The 18,360-nt window shown below is 58.9% G+C and carries 15 protein-coding genes; 4 read left to right on the top strand and 11 right to left on the bottom strand.

Annotated elements, in window-relative coordinates; genetic code table 11:
• Nucleotide 1: 1 nt before the first annotated feature.
• Entirely contained in the window at nt 2-1,012 is a 1,011-nt protein-coding gene (gene nagZ / locus CKW26_RS24500; protein ID WP_095050468.1) for a beta-N-acetylhexosaminidase, read from the bottom strand.
• 158 nt (nt 1,013-1,170) lie between these two features.
• Entirely contained in the window at nt 1,171-1,878 is a 708-nt protein-coding gene (locus CKW26_RS24495) for a TetR/AcrR family transcriptional regulator (RefSeq protein ID WP_007910473.1), read from the bottom strand.
• Between the two features lie 229 nt (nt 1,879-2,107).
• Between CKW26_RS24495 and lexA the strand changes: the two genes are divergently transcribed.
• Entirely contained in the window at nt 2,108-2,716 is a 609-nt protein-coding gene (gene lexA / locus CKW26_RS24490; RefSeq protein WP_003226590.1) for a transcriptional repressor LexA, read from the top strand.
• A 10-nt stretch (nt 2,717-2,726) separates the two neighbouring features.
• Nucleotides 2,727-3,200: an SOS-induced cell division inhibitor SulA gene (sulA, locus tag CKW26_RS24485; protein ID WP_095050467.1), complete on the top strand. Its 474-nt coding sequence runs from the start codon at nt 2,727-2,729 to the stop codon at nt 3,198-3,200.
• A 92-nt stretch (nt 3,201-3,292) separates the two neighbouring features.
• Here the strand turns inward: sulA and CKW26_RS24480 are convergent, their stop codons facing one another.
• The 7 genes from CKW26_RS24480 to CKW26_RS24445 all read right to left on the bottom strand — a co-directional run bounded on the left by CKW26_RS24480 (nt 3,293) and on the right by CKW26_RS24445 (nt 11,689).
• Complete coding sequence (locus CKW26_RS24480; RefSeq protein ID WP_007910471.1) at nt 3,293-3,526, bottom strand: hypothetical protein; 234 nt, start codon at nt 3,524-3,526, stop codon at nt 3,293-3,295.
• A gap of 106 nt (nt 3,527-3,632) precedes the next feature.
• Nucleotides 3,633-4,157, bottom strand: a complete 525-nt coding sequence (locus tag CKW26_RS24475) for a DUF6586 family protein (protein ID WP_007910470.1) — start codon at nt 4,155-4,157, stop codon at nt 3,633-3,635.
• A gap of 143 nt (nt 4,158-4,300) precedes the next feature.
• Entirely contained in the window at nt 4,301-6,931 is a 2,631-nt protein-coding gene (gene topA, locus CKW26_RS24470) for a type I DNA topoisomerase (RefSeq protein WP_095050466.1), read from the bottom strand.
• A gap of 114 nt (nt 6,932-7,045) precedes the next feature.
• Nucleotides 7,046-7,282, bottom strand: a complete 237-nt coding sequence (locus CKW26_RS24465; RefSeq protein ID WP_007910467.1) for a DUF1653 domain-containing protein — start codon at nt 7,280-7,282, stop codon at nt 7,046-7,048.
• Nucleotides 7,283-7,381: 99 nt separating this feature from the next.
• A complete protein-coding gene (fadA, locus tag CKW26_RS24460; protein WP_007910465.1) occupies nt 7,382-8,557 on the bottom strand; it encodes an acetyl-CoA C-acyltransferase FadA in 1,176 nt (391 codons plus the stop codon).
• A gap of 29 nt (nt 8,558-8,586) precedes the next feature.
• On the bottom strand, nt 8,587-10,734 hold the full coding sequence (fadB, locus tag CKW26_RS24455; RefSeq protein ID WP_095050465.1) for a fatty acid oxidation complex subunit alpha FadB: 2,148 nt from the start codon (nt 10,732-10,734) through the stop codon (nt 8,587-8,589).
• Between the two features lie 517 nt (nt 10,735-11,251).
• On the bottom strand, nt 11,252-11,689 hold the full coding sequence (locus tag CKW26_RS24445; protein WP_095050464.1) for a hypothetical protein: 438 nt from the start codon (nt 11,687-11,689) through the stop codon (nt 11,252-11,254).
• Nucleotides 11,690-11,792: 103 nt separating this feature from the next.
• Here CKW26_RS24445 and CKW26_RS24440 point away from each other — a divergent pair, with 103 nt between their 5' ends.
• The gene (locus CKW26_RS24440; RefSeq protein WP_095050463.1) at nt 11,793-12,230 is read left to right on the top strand and encodes a universal stress protein; all 438 of its coding nucleotides are present in this window, start codon (nt 11,793-11,795) and stop codon (nt 12,228-12,230) included.
• A 174-nt stretch (nt 12,231-12,404) separates the two neighbouring features.
• Here CKW26_RS24440 and CKW26_RS24435 read toward each other — a convergent pair whose 3' ends face one another.
• The gene (locus tag CKW26_RS24435) at nt 12,405-14,327 is read right to left on the bottom strand and encodes an ATP-binding cassette domain-containing protein (RefSeq protein WP_095050462.1); all 1,923 of its coding nucleotides are present in this window, start codon (nt 14,325-14,327) and stop codon (nt 12,405-12,407) included.
• 214 nt (nt 14,328-14,541) lie between these two features.
• Here CKW26_RS24435 and CKW26_RS24430 point away from each other — a divergent pair, with 214 nt between their 5' ends.
• Nucleotides 14,542-16,470, top strand: a complete 1,929-nt coding sequence (locus CKW26_RS24430) for a transglycosylase SLT domain-containing protein (RefSeq protein ID WP_095050461.1) — start codon at nt 14,542-14,544, stop codon at nt 16,468-16,470.
• Nucleotides 16,471-16,552: 82 nt separating this feature from the next.
• Here CKW26_RS24430 and CKW26_RS24425 read toward each other — a convergent pair whose 3' ends face one another.
• Complete coding sequence (locus tag CKW26_RS24425) at nt 16,553-18,358, bottom strand: ABC transporter transmembrane domain-containing protein (protein ID WP_095050460.1); 1,806 nt, start codon at nt 18,356-18,358, stop codon at nt 16,553-16,555.
• Between the last annotated feature and the right edge of the window lie 2 nt (nt 18,359-18,360).

The following is an 18,360-nucleotide window of genomic DNA, read 5'->3' as shown; positions in this document are numbered from 1 at the left end:
CTTAATCGATCAGTTGAGCGTCTTTGAGCGCGCCGATGGCGGTGAGCCAGCGCGGATCCTGACGATATTCGGTGCTGGCAATGGCCTGACCGCGCATGCGCGCGATTCGGGCCGATGGCTTGACCTTCATGCGTTGTGCGGCGCTCAAGGCGAGCTCTGCAGCAGCGCGGTCGTTGCACACCAGCCCCATGTCGCAACCGGCAGTCAGTGCGGCTTCGATGCGGCTGGCGGCATCGCCAACAACGTGGGCGCCGGCCATCGACAGGTCGTCGCTGAAGATCACGCCGTCGAACTGCAATTCGCCGCGCAGGATGTCCTGCAACCAGCGCCGGGAGAAGCCGGCAGGCTGCGAGTCGACTTGCGGGTAGATAACGTGGGCCGGCATCACAGCGGCCAGTTGTTTGCTGAGCCTGGCGAAGGGCACGAGATCGTTGGCGCGGATCTCGTCCAGGCTGCGCTCGTCGTTCGGGATCGCCACGTGGGAATCGGCTTCGGCCCAGCCGTGGCCAGGAAAATGCTTGCCGGTAGCAGCCATGCCCGCGCTGTTCATGCCGCGAATGAACGCTCCGGCAAGCACTGCGGCGCGCTCCGGATCGCCCTCAAATGAACGGGTGCCGACAACAGCGCTGCGCTGGTAATCCAGATCGAGCACCGGGGCGAAGCTCAGGTCGAGACCGACCGCCAGCACTTCGGTGGCCATGATCCAGCCGCATTGCTCGGCGAGGTATTCGGCGTTCGGGTTGTCGGCGATGGCACGCATGGCCGGCAGGCGCACAAAGCCCTGACGCAGGCGCTGCACGCGACCGCCCTCTTGATCCACCGCGAGCAGCAGATCAGGACGAACTGCACGAATGGCCGCGCTAAGCTCACGCACCTGACGCGGATGCTCAATGTTGCGCGCGAAAATGATCAGGCCGCCCACTTCGGGCTGACGCAACAATTGGCGATCTTCGGCCGTCAGCCAGGTACCGGCGACGTCCACCATCAACGAGCCTTGCAGGCCAGCAGTCATAGAGATTCCTTGAAAACGAAAAACCCGATCCGCAGCAAATCGCTACCCTGAGCAATGCTCGGCAGGTTGGCAATTTGTATGGATTTCGGGTTCAGAACGAGAGTCGGCATGGGCGGCTAGCTTAGCGGATACAAGCTGCCGCGCCCACCCGTGCGCGGTTAAACCTTGGCGGCGACCGGCGTTGATTTGCTGCGCGGGCGCAGTTGTGCGGTAGCCATCGCCGCATCGGTGACGCCGGTTTCGGCACGCATGCCCGCAGCGAGGAACGGCACCATCAGGCGCATCACTTGCTCAATGGAGGTGTTGACGCCGAAATCGGTCTCGGCAATTGCGCGCAACGCCTTGATGCCAGACATGCTGAACGCCGCGGCGCCGAGCATGAAGTGCACGCGCCAGAACAGCTCGATCGGCGGAATGCGTGGCGCGGCTTCGTTGACCAGCAGCATGTAGCGACGGAACACCTTGCCGTACATGTCTTCCAGATAACGGCGCAAGTGGCCCTGGCTCTGGCTGAACGCGAGGCCGAGCAGGCGCATGAAGATCGACAGGTCATTGCCGCTGCGTGGTTGCACCACAAGGGCCTGCTCGACGAGGATTTCGAGCAGCTCTTCAAGCGTCGGCTTGTTTTCAGGCTTGGCCTGACGGCGCTCCAGCTCTTTATCGAGGCTGATGCAGAACGGCCCGAGGAAGCGCGAGAAAACCGCTTGAATCAGCGCTTTTTTCGAGCCGAAGTGATAGTTCACCGCTGCCAGGTTGACGCCGGCCTTGCTGGTGATCAAACGCAATGAGGTTTCGGCGAAACCTTTCTCCGCGAACAACTGCTCGGCAGCATCAAGAATGCGTTCAACGGTTTCCGACTGGGCCATGGCTACTCCGCCTGACAAACACTTGTTTGAAACATACGTTTCAGCCTGTGCCTTGTCAAGCCTGCCGGTTCGTTTTGGGAATGGTCGGTCAGCTATTTAACCACACAAGCCCAACTCATTAATAAGCACGAATACCGACCGTCTGGCGGCCTGCAAAAAAACGGGCATTGCCAAGGACGCTTCACTGTATATAATCCCAGTCACTGTATAAAAAGACAGAGCGATCAATATGCTAAAGCTGACGCCACGCCAAGCCGAGATTCTGGCCTTTATCAAACGCTGCCTCGAAGACAACGGCTACCCGCCAACCCGTGCGGAAATCGCTCAGGAACTGGGCTTCAAGTCGCCGAACGCGGCTGAAGAACATCTCAAGGCTCTGGCCCGAAAAGGCGCCATCGAGATGACACCGGGCGCTTCTCGCGGTATTCGCATTCCCGGCTTTGAAGCCAAGGCCGACGACTCTACCCTGCCAATCATTGGCCGGGTCGCTGCCGGCGCGCCAATCCTCGCTCAGCAGCACATCGAAGAGTCTTGCAACATCAATCCGGCCTTCTTTCATCCGCGCGCCGACTATCTGCTGCGCGTACACGGCATGAGCATGAAGGACATCGGCATTTTCGATGGTGACCTTCTTGCCGTGCACACCACCCGCGAAGCACGTAATGGCCAGGTCGTCGTTGCCCGTATCGGCGACGAAGTGACGGTCAAACGTTTCAAGCGTGAAGGCAGCAAGGTCTGGCTGATTGCCGAAAACCCCGAGTTCGCCCCTATCGAAGTCGACCTGAAAGATCAGGAACTGGTGATCGAAGGCTTGAGTGTCGGCGTAATCCGCCGCTAAAGGAGGCTTTATGCAGTTCCCACACACCCCCCAGCAAACACAACTGCCTTTATTCGAAGCGTTTCTGGCGCAACCGATGGCGCCGATCCTGAAAGACGTGGTCGAACGCCCCTGGAATGCCGAACCCGAAGTATTCAGTGAGCTGTCACTGCGTGGTGCGGCCGGGAACTGCCTGAACCTGCTCGCCCCGATTCTTCGCGAACTCAGTGAAGATCAGGACGCACGTTGGCTGACATTGATCGCGCCACCTGCCAGCCTGACTCAAACCTGGCTGCGGGATGCCGGCCTGAACCGCGAACGTATTCTGCTACTTCAACCACGGGGCGCTCAAAGCGCCCAGCAACTGGCGTGCGAAGCTCTGCGGTTGGGGCGCAGCCACACTGTGGTCACCTGGCTCAACCCGCTAAACACCCACTCGCGGCAACAACTGATCAGCGCCGCACGCACGGGCGAAGCTCAGAGCCTGAATATTCGTTTGGGTTGAGGTTTGCTACTACGCGCTGTGTGAAGCGCAGGGCTTCTCCAGGGACAGAGAAGCCGATCTGAAGCGGTAACGTTAAAAAGCAAAGGCGCGGATCAATGAAGAACCCGCGGCCCCTCTTCCTTATCAAACTCGCCTTCGACCATACGACCGGCCATCTGCACGCCGACGCTTAGCATCGCCTTGGCAATTTCTACATGCTGACCTTGAAGGAACGCCTTGGCATCGTCGGAGAAATCCAGCGTCACCAGAGAACCCTCGTCCTCAGCCCTGCGCAGTTCGATTCGGCCGTCTGGTAACTCGACAATTTCTAGAAAGGACGTTGGCATAAAGGTCTGTTCTCCACGAAAGGCAGGGATTATATAGACATCATTCAGGCTTCGCTCGGGATCTTGACCAGCAGCATGTTTCAGATTGCCACCGTGTCAATCACCCTCAGCACTCGTTCAAGCCTTCGCGAAAGCGAATCGCCAAGCCTTTCAGATTCTGCCGCCAGCTCTCCAGCTCCTCTCGACTCAACTCTTCTGGCGCTTCTTCTTCATCCAGATTAATCGCCTGAATTAGCGGCTGAGTCACGTCCCCTTTGGGCTTGTGTGGCACCCGTGGCGGTTGAAACAGCGCCGAATGCGCAGCCAGCAGTTTTGCCAGCCAGGTTTCAGAGTTGCCCGCGAGTTCGACCATCTCGGCCAACTCGGGAATCGCGATCGACTCCAGCACCTCACGTGTCAGCAGCATCTCGGCGCGTGGTGCATTGGCCTGCGGCAGACGATAGAAACCAGCGATCTCGTGACAGAGACCGAGCAAGGCGCCGTAAAGGTGAAACAACGCCGATTCACGCCCCGCCTGAATCAACGCCAGCGAATTCATCGCTCGCCCCTCTTCGGCGCGAGCCAGAGCTTCGAGCGACAGTCCGGCGAAATAGATCTTCTGGTTGGTGCGGGTATAGAGTTCGTGAGCCATGACGGCGCTCTCCACAACGAAATAATTGCTTCACACAGGCCGGACAGTGTCGTGGATCAGCCGATCCCACCGCAAGCACAAAACAAAAAGGCCGCATGAAAACCCAAGAGTTCTCATGCGGCCTTTCAGTATCAGGCTAAGGCTTACTCAGCTTTTGGCTTCGTACGCTTGTCTTCAACCGTCCACTTGCCGCCGTCGAAGTACGCCTTCCAACCGGTAGGCTTGCCATCGACTTCGGTCTGTACGTATTGCTCCTTGGTCTTGCGGCTGTAGCGAATCACCGCCGGCAGACCATCAGGATCTTTCTGTGGAGCGTCGCAGAGGAAGTGGTACTTCGGATCGATCTCGTCCTTGTGCGGCAGAATCTCGATCACCAGCGGAGCACGGGTCTCGCGGTTTTTCGGGAACTGACTGGCCGCCAGGAACAGGCCGGAAGCACCGTCGCGCAGGATGTAGGTGTCGTTGACCTTTTCGCATTTCAGCTCAGGCATCTTCACCGGATCCATCTTCGGCGGCGCCGCGTCACCGCTTTTCAGCAGTTTGCGGGTGTTTTTGCAGGTCGGGTTGGTGCAACCGAAGAACTTGCCGAAACGCCCGGTCTTGAGTTGCATCTCGCTGCCGCACTTGTCGCATTCCAAACTCGGACCTTCGTAGCCCTTGATGCGATAGCTGCCTTCTTCGATTTCGTAGCCGGCGCAATCCGGGTTGTTACCGCAGATGTGCAGCTTGCGCTTCTCGTCCAGCAGGTAAGCGTCCATCGCCGTGCTGCAGATCGGGCAGCGGTGCTTGCCACGCAGTACCAGCGATTCCGACTCACCCTCGTCGTCCGCAGCGATTTCATCGCCCGGCACCAGGTTGACGGTGGCCTTGCAGCGTTCTTTCGGCGGCAGGCTGTAGCCTGAACAACCGAGGAAAACGCCTGTCGACGCGGTACGAATCTGCATCGGACGACCACAAGTCGTGCACGGAATGTCGGTCATGACCGGCTGGTTGGCACGCATACCGCTGTCCGGGTTTTCGGCTACTTCGAGTTTCTTTTTGAAGTCGCCGTAGAACTCGTCCAGTACGTTTTTCCAGTCGCGCTCGCCCTGCGCCACGTCATCGAGGTTCTCTTCCATGCCTGCGGTGAAGCCGTAGTCCATGAGGTTCGAGAAGCTTTCCGACAGACGCTCGGTGACGATGTCTCCCATCTTTTCCGAGTAGAAACGACGGTTGTGCAGGGTCACGTAACCGCGATCCTGAATGGTCGAAATGATCGCAGCGTAAGTCGAAGGACGACCGATACCGCGCTTTTCCATTTCTTTCACCAGACTGGCTTCCGAGTAGCGGGCCGGCGGTTTGGTGAAGTGCTGCGATGGATCGAGCTTGATCAGCTTCATCACGTCGCCCTGCGCCATATCAGGCAGAACGTCGTCATCACCCGGTTTGGCAATCTGCGGCATGACACGGGTGTAACCGTCAAACTTGAGGATACGACCCTTGGCGCGCAGCTCGAAGTCACCAGCGCCTACGCTGACGGTGGTCGACAGGTATTGCGCCGGCAGCATCTGGCAAGCAAGGAACTGGCGCCAGATCAGCTCGTAGAGACGCTCAGCGTCACGCTCCATACCCGCCAGCTTGCTTGGCGTGGTGTTGGCGTCAGAAGGACGAATCGCTTCGTGAGCCTCTTGTGCGCCTTCCTTGCTGCTGTAGACGTTCGGCGTTTCCGGCAGGTACTTCTTGCCGAACTCGTCTTCGATGTAAGTACGCGCCATCGCCACGGCATCAGCCGAGAGGTTGGTCGAGTCGGTACGCATATAAGTGATGTAGCCGGCTTCGTAAAGACGCTGGGCCATCATCATGGTTTTCTTCACGCCGAAGCCCAGGCGGTTGCTCGCAGCCTGCTGCAGGGTCGATGTGATGAACGGCGCCGACGGCTTGCTGCTGGTCGGTTTGTCTTCGCGCTTGACGATGCTGTAGCTGGAAGATTTGAGTTTCTCCAGCGCGGCCATGGCCTGAGCTTCGTTGAGCGGCTTGAACGCTTCGCCTTTTTCGCGAGCCACTTCGAAACGCACGGTGGAGCCTTTGGTGGTGCCGAGATCGGCATGCACTTCCCAGTACTCTTCCGGGTTGAACGCGCGAATTTCACGTTCACGCTCGACCACCAGCTTCACGGCAACCGATTGCACGCGACCGGCGGACAAGCCACGAGCGATCTTCGCCCACAGCAGCGGCGAGACCATGTAACCGACAACGCGGTCGAGGAAGCGACGCGCCTGTTGAGCGTTGACACGATCAATGTCCAGCTCACCCGGTTCCGAGAAAGCTTCCTGAATCGCTTTCTTGGTGATTTCGTTGAACACCACACGCTTGTAGCGGCTGTCGTCACCACCGATGGCTTCGCGCAGGTGCCAGGCAATGGCTTCCCCCTCGCGATCCAAGTCGGTTGCGAGATAGATGGTGTCAGCATCTTTGGCGAGCCGGCGCAGCTCTTCGATGACCTTCTCTTTACCCGGGAGGATCTCGTACTGGGCTTTCCAGCCATGATCGGGATCGACCCCCATACGCGAGACCAGCTGCTTGCGCGCTTTCTCTTTCGGCGAGAGCACCGGACCTTCGCCCGCAGCAGCCTTACCGCGCTTGGCGGCTGGCTCTTTGCTGGCGCTAGCCGAACCGCTGGTGGGCAGGTCTCGGATATGGCCGATACTCGACTTCACCACGTATTGGTTACCCAGATACTTGTTGATGGTCTTGGCCTTAGCCGGGGATTCCACAATGACCAGCGATTTGCCCATGGATCAGAAAATTCCTGAATTCTAGAAGTGAAAGGCGGTTGGCGCCTGACGCGGCACCGCTATATATAGTTGATACAAGGTGAGGTCAAGCACAGGGTTCTGTGCGCACTCGCCTTATGCCTTGGAAAAAAGGCTCGGTTCGGCTTGCACCAAAGCAAAGCGTGGCACCTGCTCGCCGTCAACCTCGACTGACTCGAGAAACATGCTCAGAGGGCGTACCCAAAAGCCGTAATCGCCATACAGGGCTTGGTAAAAGACCACTTCTTCTTCGGTCTCGGAATGCCGCGCAACACTGAATACGCGGTACTGCGGACCTTTGTAATGTTGGTAGAGCCCAGGTTGTATCGGCATGCTTCGGCCCTCACTCAAATTTTTTCAAAAATAAAAACAAAATAAATCCACAAAAACAAAAACCGGGGCACTTGGCCCCGGCTTCCATCGACGAGACGCTTAAACGCGTTCGAAGACGGTGGAGATGCCTTGGCCGAGACCAATGCACATAGTGGCCACCCCGAAGGTGCCGCTATTCTGCTTCATCACGTTCAGCAAAGTGCCGGAAATACGGGCACCGGAGCAACCGAACGGGTGACCCAGGGCGATCGCGCCGCCGTGCAGGTTAACCTTCTCGTTCATCTTGTCGAGTACTTTCAGATCTTTCAGCACTGGCAGGGCCTGTGCGGCGAAAGCTTCGTTGAGCTCGAAGAAGTCGATATCGTTGATGCCAAGGCCCGCACGCTTCAGGGCTTTTTGTGTCGCCGGAACTGGACCATAGCCCATGATTGCCGGATCCACACCCGCCACTGCCATCGAACGGATAACCGCCATTGGCTGGATACCCAGGTCCTGCGCACGCTGCGCCGACATCACGATCATGCACGAAGCACCATCGGTGATCTGCGACGAAGTACCGGCAGTCACGGTGCCGCCCTTTGGATTGAAGGCAGGCTTGAGGGCCGCCAGACTTTCCAGGGTGGTTTCCGGACGAATGGTTTCGTCGTAGTCGAACAGTTTCAGGAAACCGTTCTCGTCATAGCCCTGCATCGGGATTATTTCGTCTTTGAACTTGCCTTCCACGGTGGCCTTGTGGGCCAACTGGTGGGATCGCACGCCGAAAGCGTCCTGTTGTTCGCGAGTGATGCCGTGCATTTTGCCGAGCATTTCAGCGGTCAGGCCCATCATGCCCGAGGCTTTCGCCGCGTACAGCGACATGTGCGGGTTCGGATCGACACCGTGCATCATGCTCACGTGGCCCATATGCTCGACGCCGCCGACCACGAACACGTCACCGTTGCCGGTCATGATCGCTTGCGCAGCGGTGTGCAGCGCACTCATCGACGAGCCGCACAGACGGCTAACAGTCTGACCGGCCGAGGTGTGCGGGATCTGGGTCATCAGCGAAGCCATGCGCGCGATGTTCCAGCCCTGCTCCAGGGTCTGGTTGACGCAGCCCCAGATCACGTCCTCGACTTCTGCAGGATCGACCTTGGCGTTGCGTTCCAGCAACTTGCTGATCAGGTGCGCCGACATGTCTTCGGCGCGGGTGTTGCGGTGCATGCCGCCCTTGGAGCGGCCCATCGGAGTACGACCGAAGTCGACAATCACGACGTCTCTAGGATTCAAGCTCATAAGTTCACTCTCACTCTAGTTGGGGGCGCTTAACCGAAGAAGCTCTGGCCGTTTTTGGCCATTTCGCGCAGCTTCGCGGTCGGGTGGTACAGCGCGCCCAAATCAGCGTACTGGTCAGCCAGGGCAACGAACTCGGCAACACCGATCGAGTCGATGTAGCGCAGTGCACCGCCACGGAATGGAGGGAAACCGATACCGTAGACCAGACCCATGTCGGCTTCGGCGGCGGTTTCAACGATGCCGTCTTCCAGGCAACGCACGGTTTCCAGGCACAGCGGGATCATCATCCAGTTGATGATGTCTTCGTCAGTGACTTCACGCTGCTCGTAAACGATCGGCTTGAGCACTTCCAGCACCGATGGATCGGCGACTTTCTTCTGCTTGCCTTTCTTGTCGGCCTCGTAGGCGTAGAAGCCCTTGCCGTTCTTCTGGCCCAGGCGCTTGGCTTCGTACAGCACGTCGATGGCCGAACGACGGTCATCCTTCATGCGATCCGGGAAACCTTCAGCCATCACGTCACGACCATGGTGACCGGTGTCGATGCCGACCACGTCCATCAGGTACGCCGGGCCCATCGGCCAGCCGAATTTTTCCATGACCTTGTCGATACGGACGAAGTCGACACCGGCGCTGACCAGCTTGGCGAAACCACCGAAGTACGGGAACAGTACGCGGTTGACCAGGAAGCCCGGGCAGTCGTTGACGACGATCGGGTTCTTGCCCATTTTCTTGGCGTAGGCAACGGTGGTGGCAACAGCCAGCTCGCTGGACTTCTCGCCACGGATCACTTCCACCAGCGGCATCATGTGCACCGGGTTGAAGAAGTGCATGCCGACGAAGTTTTCCGGACGCTTGAGGGCCTTGGCCAGCAGGCTGATGGAAATGGTCGAGGTGTTGGACGCGAGGATGGTGTCCTCTTTGACCTGACCTTCGACTTCAGCCAGTACGGCTTGCTTGACCTTAGGGTTCTCGACGACAGCTTCGACAACCAGATCCACGTGACCGAAGTCGCCGTAGGACAGGGTCGGACGAATGCCATTGAGCACTTCAGCCATTTTCGCAGCGGTCATGCGACCTTTATCAACGCGGCCAACCAGCAGCTTGGCGGCTTCGGCCAGACCCTGCTCGATACCGTGCTCGTTGATGTCCTTCATCAGGATCGGCGTACCTTTGGAGGCCGACTGATAGGCGATACCGCCACCCATGATGCCGGCGCCGAGTACAGCGGCCTGCTTCACGTCTTTGGCGATTTCGTCGTAGGCCTTGGCCTTTTTCTTCAGCTCCTGATCGTTCAGGAACAGACCGATCAAGCTCTGCGCGGCAGAGGTCTTGGCCAGTTTGACGAAGCCGGCGGCTTCGACTTCCAGCGCCTTGTCACGACCGAAGTTCGCGGCTTTCTGGATGGTCTTGATCGCTTCAACCGGCGCTGGGTAGTTCGGGCCAGCCTGACCGGCGACGAAACCTTTGGCGGTTTCGAAAGCCATCATCTGTTCAATAGCGTTCAGCTTGAGTTTTTCAAGTTTCGGCTGACGCTTGCCCTTGAAATCGAACTCGCCGGAGATGGCGCGCTTGATCAGTTCAAGGGCAGCTTCCTGCAGTTTTTCAGGAGCAACCACGGCGTCGACGGCACTGACTTTCAGGGCGTCTTCAGGGCGGTTTTCCTTGCCGGAGGCAATCCACTCGATGGCGTTATCGACACCGATCAAGCGCGGCAGACGCACGGTGCCACCGAAGCCTGGGTAGATGCCCAGCTTGACTTCCGGCAGGCCGATCTTGGCTTTGGTCGACATGACGCGATAGTCAGCCGCCAGGCACATTTCCAGACCACCACCCAGGGCGATGCCATTGATGGCCACTACGGTTGGGACGTTGAGGTCTTCGAAATCGCTGAAGATCTTGTTGGCTTCGAGATTGCCAGCAACCAGCTCGGCATCCGGCAGCTTGAAGTTATCGACAAATTCGGTGATGTCGGCGCCGACGATGAACACGTCCTTGCCACTGCTGACGATCACGCCCTTGATCGAAGCATCTGCCTTGATGGTGTCTACGGCCTGACGCAGTTCGTTCAGGGTTAGACGGTTGAACTTGTTGACGGACTCACCCTTGAGGTCGAATTTCAATTCGACGATGCCACTTTCAAGAGCTTTAACCGTGATGGCTTTACCTTCGTAAATCATCAACTGATCTCCACGATATGGAAGCTGAACAGTACACGTCGGACGCAGGCGAATGGCTCGGCAGGACGCTTTTTCGTCGATGCTAACGCCAATCCACCCGGCACACCCGCCAACGCGATAGTCGGGATTCTGTAGGAGCAGTCTGTAAGACAAACGCTCAATTCATACGCCCGTTTGATTTGGGTACGTCACCTTCACGGAATTTCCGACAATTGTCAATCGCCCAAAATACGGGTTGAAATGCGACTTTGCGGTCATTTCTGTAAGACGAAGACCCGCAACACGCGTCTGCATGTGAAGCCATTCATAGAATCAATAGTTAGAAAAGTCGCCCTAATTCGCAGCAGCCCGAGTTTAAAGGGCTACGCTGGGTGGACTACAGAGAGATGTACCGACCAAGTCAGCATCAAAAAAGGTTTCCGGCCTGCCTGGCCACCCTGCCCGATGAATCATGTCGGGCTTTTTATTGCGCGTCTGCCGGACGTTCCCCACCGTTGCAGTGGGAAAAGTCCGCGCGTCACGCCAGTGCTTTCAGAGTGGTGTCGATGTCCTGCAACACCGACGCTTCGCCCTTCTCGCCCCAGTACAAGGCGATCATCTGCTTGTCTGCTTCGACTTTGAAAACGTTGCCGGGCAACTTTTCGAAATGATTGAGCAGCGCCCGATCTTCGCAAACTTCCTGCCATTGATTGACCCACACACCCGGCGATTTTTGCCAGTAAGTCCAGCAGGCAGGCGACTTGCCACGACGCGGCCGATGATACTGCGCACACGGATTCGGCGGCTCTTGCGCCAGCCAGTGCGGCCATTCCTGAGGCGCCAGTTGCATGGCCAGACCCATGCGCCGCGCCTCCATGCGCAAGGCGATGCGACCGCTTTGCGCGCGCGATGGGCGCAACCACGCCAACGGACTCAAAACCACCAGCAGGATTGACACCACCAACCAGACCGTCATATCTCTATTCCCAATTCTTGGTGAGCGCATTGTGTCACTTTGGAACCAATGCGCTTGAAACCAGCCATACTTAACAATATTGAAACCTCACGAGGAGCACCTCATGCCCTACCACCACATTCTGGTCGCCGTAGATCTGACCGAAGAGTGCGACCCTGTGATTCACCGCGCCCGCGAGCTATCGGTGAGCAATGGCGCCAAGCTTTCGCTCGTGCATATCGTTGAGCCGATGGCCATGGCCTTCGGCGGCGACGTGCCGATGGATCTGTCACAACTGCAACAACAGCAGTTCGATCAGGCCAAGGAGCGCCTGGAGCGTTTGAAAGCCAAATACTCAGAGCTTGAGGGCGCCAACTGCCACCTGACCTATGGCCAGCCACGCCAGGAAATCCATCATTTCGCCAAGGAAAACACGTGCGATCTGATCGTGGTCGGCAGCCATGGCCGTCATGGTCTGGCGCTGTTGCTCGGCTCGACCGCGAACGACGTACTGCACGGCGCGCCATGCGACGTCCTCGCCGTCCACCTGGTCAAACGTTGAAACACTGATCATTGTGGGAGCGAGCCTGCTCGCGAAGGCGTCGGCACATTCAGCATTAATGCCGCCTGACACACCGCATTCGCGAGCAGGCTCGCTCCCCCATTGGGTCTCCACCCGCATATGAAAAGCCCGGCGTTCATCACTGAACGCCGGGCTTTTTCACATCCGGATCAATCAGGCATCCAGCTCGGCCCAACGCTCCATCAACGCGTCCAGTTCAGCCTGCAACTGCTCCAGCGAGGCAATCACCTTGGCTGTTTCAGCCGGTGGACGCTGATAGAAACCGCCTTCAGCCATCTCGGCCTCCACTGCGGCGATCTGCTGTTCCTTGGCGTCGATATCGCCCGGCAACGCTTCCAGCTCGCGCTGCAGCTTGTAGCTCAGCTTTTTCTTGGCAACCGGGGCAGCAGCGGCAGGCGCAGCAACCACAGCAGGCTCAGCGGTGACTACCGCCGAATTCAGGTCAGCCTTGCCCGATTTGCTTTCAGTCACGCCCAACAGCCGCGGCGAGCCGCCCTGACGAATCCAGTCCTGATAGCCACCGACGTATTCACGCACCTTGCCTTCGCCTTCGAAGACCAGGGTGCTGGTGACCACGTTGTCGAGGAATGCACGGTCGTGGCTGACCATCAGCACGGTGCCGTTGAAGGTCAGCAGCACCTCTTCGAGCAGTTCGAGGGTTTCCACGTCGAGGTCGTTGGTCGGTTCGTCGAGAACCAGCAGGTTCGCCGGCTTGCTGAACAACTTGGCCAGCAACAGACGCGCACGCTCACCACCCGACAGCGCCTTGACCGGCGTGCGGGCACGCTGTGGGCTGAACAGGAAATCGCCGAGGTAGCTCAGCACGTGACGGCTCTGGCCGTCGATATCGATGAAGTCGCGACCTTCGGCGACGTTGTCGATCACGGTTTTTTCCAGATCCAGTTGATGACGCAACTGGTCGAAGTAGGCCACGTCGATCCGCGTGCCCTCTTCCACTTTGCCGCTGGTCGGTTGCAGACCGCTAAGCATGAGTTTCAGCAGGGTGGTCTTGCCAGTGCCGTTGGCGCCAAGCAGACCGATACGGTCGCCGCGTGTCAGCACCATCGAGAAATCCTTGATCAGGAACGGGCCGCCCGGGTGAGCGAAACTCACGTTCTCGAGGACCATCACCTGCTTGCCGGACTTGTCGGCAGTGTCCAGCTGAATGTTGGCCTTGCCGGTGCGCTCACGACGCTCGCTACGCTCCACGCGCAAAGCTTTCAGGGCGCGGACGCGGCCCTCGTTGCGGGTGCGGCGAGCCTTGATGCCCTGGCGGATCCAGACTTCTTCCTGGGCCAGTTTCTTGTCGAACAGCGCGTTGGCGGTTTCTTCGGCGGCCAGCGCGGCTTCTTTGTGCACAAGGAAACTGGCGTAGTCGCCGTTCCAGTCGATCAGGCCGCCGCGATCCAGTTCGAGGATGCGCGTGGCGAGGTTTTGCAGGAAGGAACGGTCGTGCGTGATGAACAGCACGGCGCCCTGGAAATCTTTCAGGGCTTCTTCGAGCCAGGCAATCGCACCGATGTCCAGGTGGTTGGTCGGTTCGTCGAGCAGCAGCAGATCCGGCTCGGACACCAGCGCCTGCGCCAGCAGCACGCGACGACGCCAGCCGCCGGATAACTGGGCGAGGGTCTTGTCGGCCGGCAGTTGCAGACGGCTCAAAGTGCTCTCGACCAGAGTCTGCAAGCGCCAGCCATCACGGGCTTCGAGGTCTTGCTGAACGTGCATCAGCTTGTTCAGGTCTTCTTCAGTGACGCAGTTCTGCGCAAGGTGATGGTATTCGGCGAGCAACGCGCCCACGCCATCAAGGCCTTCAGCGACTACGTCGAACACCGTCCGATCGTCGGCCACCGGCAATTCTTGCGGCAATTCGCCGATTTTCAGACCGGGGGCACGCCACACCGAGCCTTCATCGGGCTTCTGGTCGCCCTTGACCAGTTTCATCATGCTGGACTTGCCAGTGCCGTTGCGGCCGATGATGCACACCCGCTCACCACGGGCGATCTGCCAGGACACCTTGTCCAACAACGGCATAGCGCCGAACGCAAGGGACACATCGCTGAATTTGAGCAGGGTCATGAGCTTCTCCAAAAACCGGGCGCGCATTCTACCTGAGTTAGGGCTTCAGCAGGCCGGCAATTTGTCTGTCGAAGCACTCTGCACAACATTTGTTGCGAACTTGTGCTGCGAGGCCCGCAAAGCTTTCGCCGCTTGCTGGCAAAAGGCTAAGCTACAGACAATTCAGTGCTGACCGAGGTCGGCACTTGTCATGATTTCTCTGCCCGGATGTCTCATGCGCAGTCGCCTTTTCAGTGTCTTGTCCTGTTTGCTACTTACCGCCGCTGCCGCTCAATCCGCCCAGGCGGTGGACCTGTCCACCCAACGCCAGTATTACGATGAAGCCAAGCGCGCCCTGGCCAAGGGTGATACCGGCCCGTACTTTCGCTACAGCCAGGCGTTGGCCGATTACCCGCTGGAACCGTACCTGGCCTACGACGAACTGACCGCGCGGCTGAAAACCGCGAGCAACGCGGAAATCGAAAAGTTCCTCGCCGAACACGGTGACCTGCCCCAGGCCAACTGGATGAAATTGCGCTGGTTGCGCTGGCTCGCCGACCGTGGCGACTGGGCCACCTTCGTCAAGTATTACGACCCGAAACTCAACTTCACTGAACTGGACTGCCTGAATGCGCAGTACCAGATCAGCAGCAACCATAAGGCCGAGGGGTACGCCAATGCTGAAAAGCTCTGGCTGACTGGCAAATCCCAACCCGCCGCGTGTGACGCGCTGTTCGGCATCTGGGCAGCCGATGGCCAGCTCACTGAACAGAAACGCTGGGAGCGCACCAAACTTGCCGCTCAGGCCCGCAACTATCCATTGGCCAACAGTCTGGTCAACGGCCTGACCACCCTCGCCCCGCGCGGTCGTTTGCTGGTGGATGTGGCGCAAAAACCGGAGTTGCTCAATCAGCCTTCGCGCTTCACCCCGGCCGATGAACCGATGTCCGACGTGGTCAGCCTCGGCTTGCGCCGACTGGCCCGTCAGGATCCGGACAAGGCCATGGCGTTGCTCGACGGTTACGCCAGCAGCATGCATTTCTCCCGCGATGAAAAAGTCGCGATTGCCCGGGAAATCGGCCTGACCCTTGCCCGTCGTTTCGACAGCCGCGCGCTGGACGTGATGACCAAATACGACCCGGAGCTGCGCGACAACACCGTCTCGGAATGGCGCTTGCGCCTGTTGCTGCGTCTGGCCCGCTGGGACGACGCCTACCAGTTGACCCGCCGTCTGCCGCAGGATCTGGCCACCACCAACCGCTGGCGCTACTGGCAGGCGCGTAGTCTGGAACTGGCCCAGCCGCAGAACCCGGAAGCGCAGACCCTGTACAAAAACCTTGCGCGCGAACGTGACTTCTACGGTTTCCTCGCCGCCGACCGCTCGCAATCGCCGTACTCGCTGAACAACAAGCCATTGGTCCTCAGCCAGGCGCTGATCAACAAGGTGCGCAACACGCCGGGCGTACGCCGCGCGCTGGAATTCCATGCCCGTGGGCAAATCGTCGACGGTCGTCGCGAGTGGTATCACGTCAGCCGCCATTTCAATCGCGATGAAATGGTTGCCCAGGCGAAACTCGCTTACGACTTGAAATGGTATTTCCCGGCGATCCGCACCATCAGTCAGGCGCAGTACTGGGACGATCTGGATATCCGCTTCCCGATGGCCCACCGCGAAACGCTCGTGCGTGAAGCCAAGGTACGTGGCCTGCATTCGAGCTGGGTGTTTGCCATTACCCGCCAGGAAAGCGCGTTCATGGACGACGCACGCTCCGGTGTCGGGGCCAGTGGCCTGATGCAATTGATGCCCGGCACCGCCAAGGAAACCGCGCGCAAATTCAGCATTCCGCTGGCCTCGCCGCAGCAAGTGCTGGACCCGGACAAGAACATCCAGCTCGGCGCCGCGTATCTGAGCCAGGTGCACAGTCAGTTCAACGGCAACCGCGTCCTCGCCTCCGCCGCCTACAACGCAGGTCCTGGTCGCGTGCGCCAATGGCTGCGCGGCGCCGATCACCTGAGCTTCGACGTGTGGGTCGAAAGCATTCCGTTCGACGAAACCCGTCAGTATGTGCAGAACGTGCTGTCGTACTCGGTGATCTACGGCCAGAAGCTCAACTCGCCGCAGCCGCTGGTGGACTGGCATGAGCGCTACTTCGACGATCAGTGATCACCTGACTGACGCCAACTAACGAAAAATGCCCGTATCGCGAGATACGGGCATTTTTTATGGGCACAACCTGAGCGGCTATTTAGTGAATGGCAGGATCGGTGACAGGATTCGTTGACGCGCTCTTGCCATCATTGAACTGCAACGCTGCCAACCGCGCATACAGCGGATTGCTGGCAATCAGTTCCTGATGGGTGCCAATGGCCACAAGCTTGCCCTGATCCATTACCGCAATCCGGTCAGCGTTTTTCACCGTGGCCAGTCGATGCGCGATCACCAGCGTGGTGCGGTTTTGCATCAGGCTCGGCAGGGCTTCCTGAATCAGGTGTTCGCTCTGCGCATCAAGGGCGCTGGTGGCTTCGTCCAGCAGCAGGATCGGTGCGTCGACCAGCAACGCCCGGGCAATGGCCAGACGCTGACGCTGGCCACCGGAAAGACCGAGGCCACCATCGCCGAGATGGGTCTGGTAACCGTTGGGCATTTTCTCGATGAAGTCGTGGGCATGAGCAATTTTCGCAGCGTCCTTGACCTGCTCCAGCGTCGCCCCGGGATTGCCGTAACGAATATTCTCTTCAACACTGCCGAAAAACAGCGCCGGCGATTGTGATACCAGGGCGAAGTGACGGCGCAGGTCCAGCGGATCGAGGCTGGTCAAAGGCACGCCATCAATCAGGATCTGCCCTTCCAGCGGATCATAAAAACGCAACAGCAAGTCGTACACGGTGGACTTGCCAGCGCCGGACGGCCCCACCAGCGCTAGTGTCTCGCCAGCGCGAATGGTCAGATTCAAACCGTTGACGGCGTAGCTTTCCGGACGCGAAGGGTAGGAAAAACGCACGTCCTGCAATTGCAATTCACCCCGCACGCGCTCCGGCAAGGTCACCAGCCCGGTAACGGGCGGCTGGATGATGTTTTCCGAACCCAGCAGTTCAGCGATACGTTCGGCGGCCCCGGCCGCGCGCTGCAGTTCGCCGATCACCTCACTCAACGTGCCAATCGCACTGCCGACGATCAGGCTGTAAAAGACAAACGCCGCCAGTTCGCCCCCGGTGATGCGCCCGGCGATTACGTCCATGCCTCCGACCCACAACATCACCGCCACGGCGCCGAGCACCAGCACGATCACCATGGTGATCATCCACGAGCGCTGAAAGATGCGTTTGCGCGCCGTGTCGAACGCGTCCTCGACCGTCGTCGCAAAACGTCGCTCGTCCTGAATCTGGTGGTTGTAGGCCTGCACGGTTTTGATCTGGCCGAGGGTTTCCGACACATAGCTGCCGATATCGGCGACGCGGTCCTGGCTCAATCGCGACAGATTGCGTACGCGTCGGCCGAAAATCAGGATCGGCGCGACCACGAACGGCAAGGCGATCACCACAATGCTGGTGAGTTTTGCGTTGGTCACGAACAGCAGGATGACACCGCCAATCACCATCAGCAGGTTGCGCAGGAACATCGACAGCGACGAGCCGATCACCGATTGCAGCAGCGTCGTGTCAGCGGTCAGTCGCGACTGGATCTCCGAACTGCGGTTGTTCTCGTAGAAGCCGGGATGCAGATAGACCAGGTGATTGAACACCTCACGGCGAATATCGGCCACGCAACGCTCGCCGATCCACGACACCCAGTAAAACCGCGCGAACGTGCCGACCGCCAAACCCAGCACCATCAACATGAAGATGCCGATGCTCTGGTTGAGCTGATGCGGCGACTGAGTCATGAAGCCCCGGTCGACCAACAGCTTGATCCCCTGCCCCATCGACAACGTGACGGCGGCCGTAACGATCAACGCCAGCAGCGCAGCGATGACCTGCCAGCGGTAAGGGGCCAGAAATCGACTGGTCAGACGCAGCGCGCGACGGTGTCGTGAAGAAAGCTTCGGGGTCATTC

This window comes from Pseudomonas sp. Irchel s3h9 (genome assembly GCF_900187475.1).
Taxonomy (GTDB): domain Bacteria; phylum Pseudomonadota; class Gammaproteobacteria; order Pseudomonadales; family Pseudomonadaceae; genus Aquipseudomonas; species Aquipseudomonas neuropathica.
This window is presented reverse-complemented; position numbering and strand designations above follow the sequence as displayed.

Coding starts and splice junctions, on each gene's coding strand:
- CKW26_RS24465 (WP_007910467.1), bottom strand. CDS start 7,282: ATGCCGATACAACCTGGGCTCTACCAACATTACAAAGGTCCGCAGTAC.
- CKW26_RS24430 (WP_095050461.1), top strand. CDS start 14,542: ATGCGCAGTCGCCTTTTCAGTGTCTTGTCCTGTTTGCTACTTACCGCC.
- CKW26_RS24495 (WP_007910473.1), bottom strand. CDS start 1,878: ATGGCCCAGTCGGAAACCGTTGAACGCATTCTTGATGCTGCCGAGCAG.
- nagZ (WP_095050468.1), bottom strand. CDS start 1,012: ATGACTGCTGGCCTGCAAGGCTCGTTGATGGTGGACGTCGCCGGTACC.
- lexA (WP_003226590.1), top strand. CDS start 2,108: ATGCTAAAGCTGACGCCACGCCAAGCCGAGATTCTGGCCTTTATCAAA.
- CKW26_RS24440 (WP_095050463.1), top strand. CDS start 11,793: ATGCCCTACCACCACATTCTGGTCGCCGTAGATCTGACCGAAGAGTGC.
- CKW26_RS24445 (WP_095050464.1), bottom strand. CDS start 11,689: ATGACGGTCTGGTTGGTGGTGTCAATCCTGCTGGTGGTTTTGAGTCCG.
- CKW26_RS24475 (WP_007910470.1), bottom strand. CDS start 4,157: ATGGCTCACGAACTCTATACCCGCACCAACCAGAAGATCTATTTCGCC.
- topA (WP_095050466.1), bottom strand. CDS start 6,931: ATGGGCAAATCGCTGGTCATTGTGGAATCCCCGGCTAAGGCCAAGACC.
- fadA (WP_007910465.1), bottom strand. CDS start 8,557: ATGAGCTTGAATCCTAGAGACGTCGTGATTGTCGACTTCGGTCGTACT.
- CKW26_RS24435 (WP_095050462.1), bottom strand. CDS start 14,327: ATGACCCTGCTCAAATTCAGCGATGTGTCCCTTGCGTTCGGCGCTATG.
- CKW26_RS24480 (WP_007910471.1), bottom strand. CDS start 3,526: ATGCCAACGTCCTTTCTAGAAATTGTCGAGTTACCAGACGGCCGAATC.
- fadB (WP_095050465.1), bottom strand. CDS start 10,734: ATGATTTACGAAGGTAAAGCCATCACGGTTAAAGCTCTTGAAAGTGGC.
- CKW26_RS24425 (WP_095050460.1), bottom strand. CDS start 18,358: ATGACCCCGAAGCTTTCTTCACGACACCGTCGCGCGCTGCGTCTGACC.
- sulA (WP_095050467.1), top strand. CDS start 2,727: ATGCAGTTCCCACACACCCCCCAGCAAACACAACTGCCTTTATTCGAA.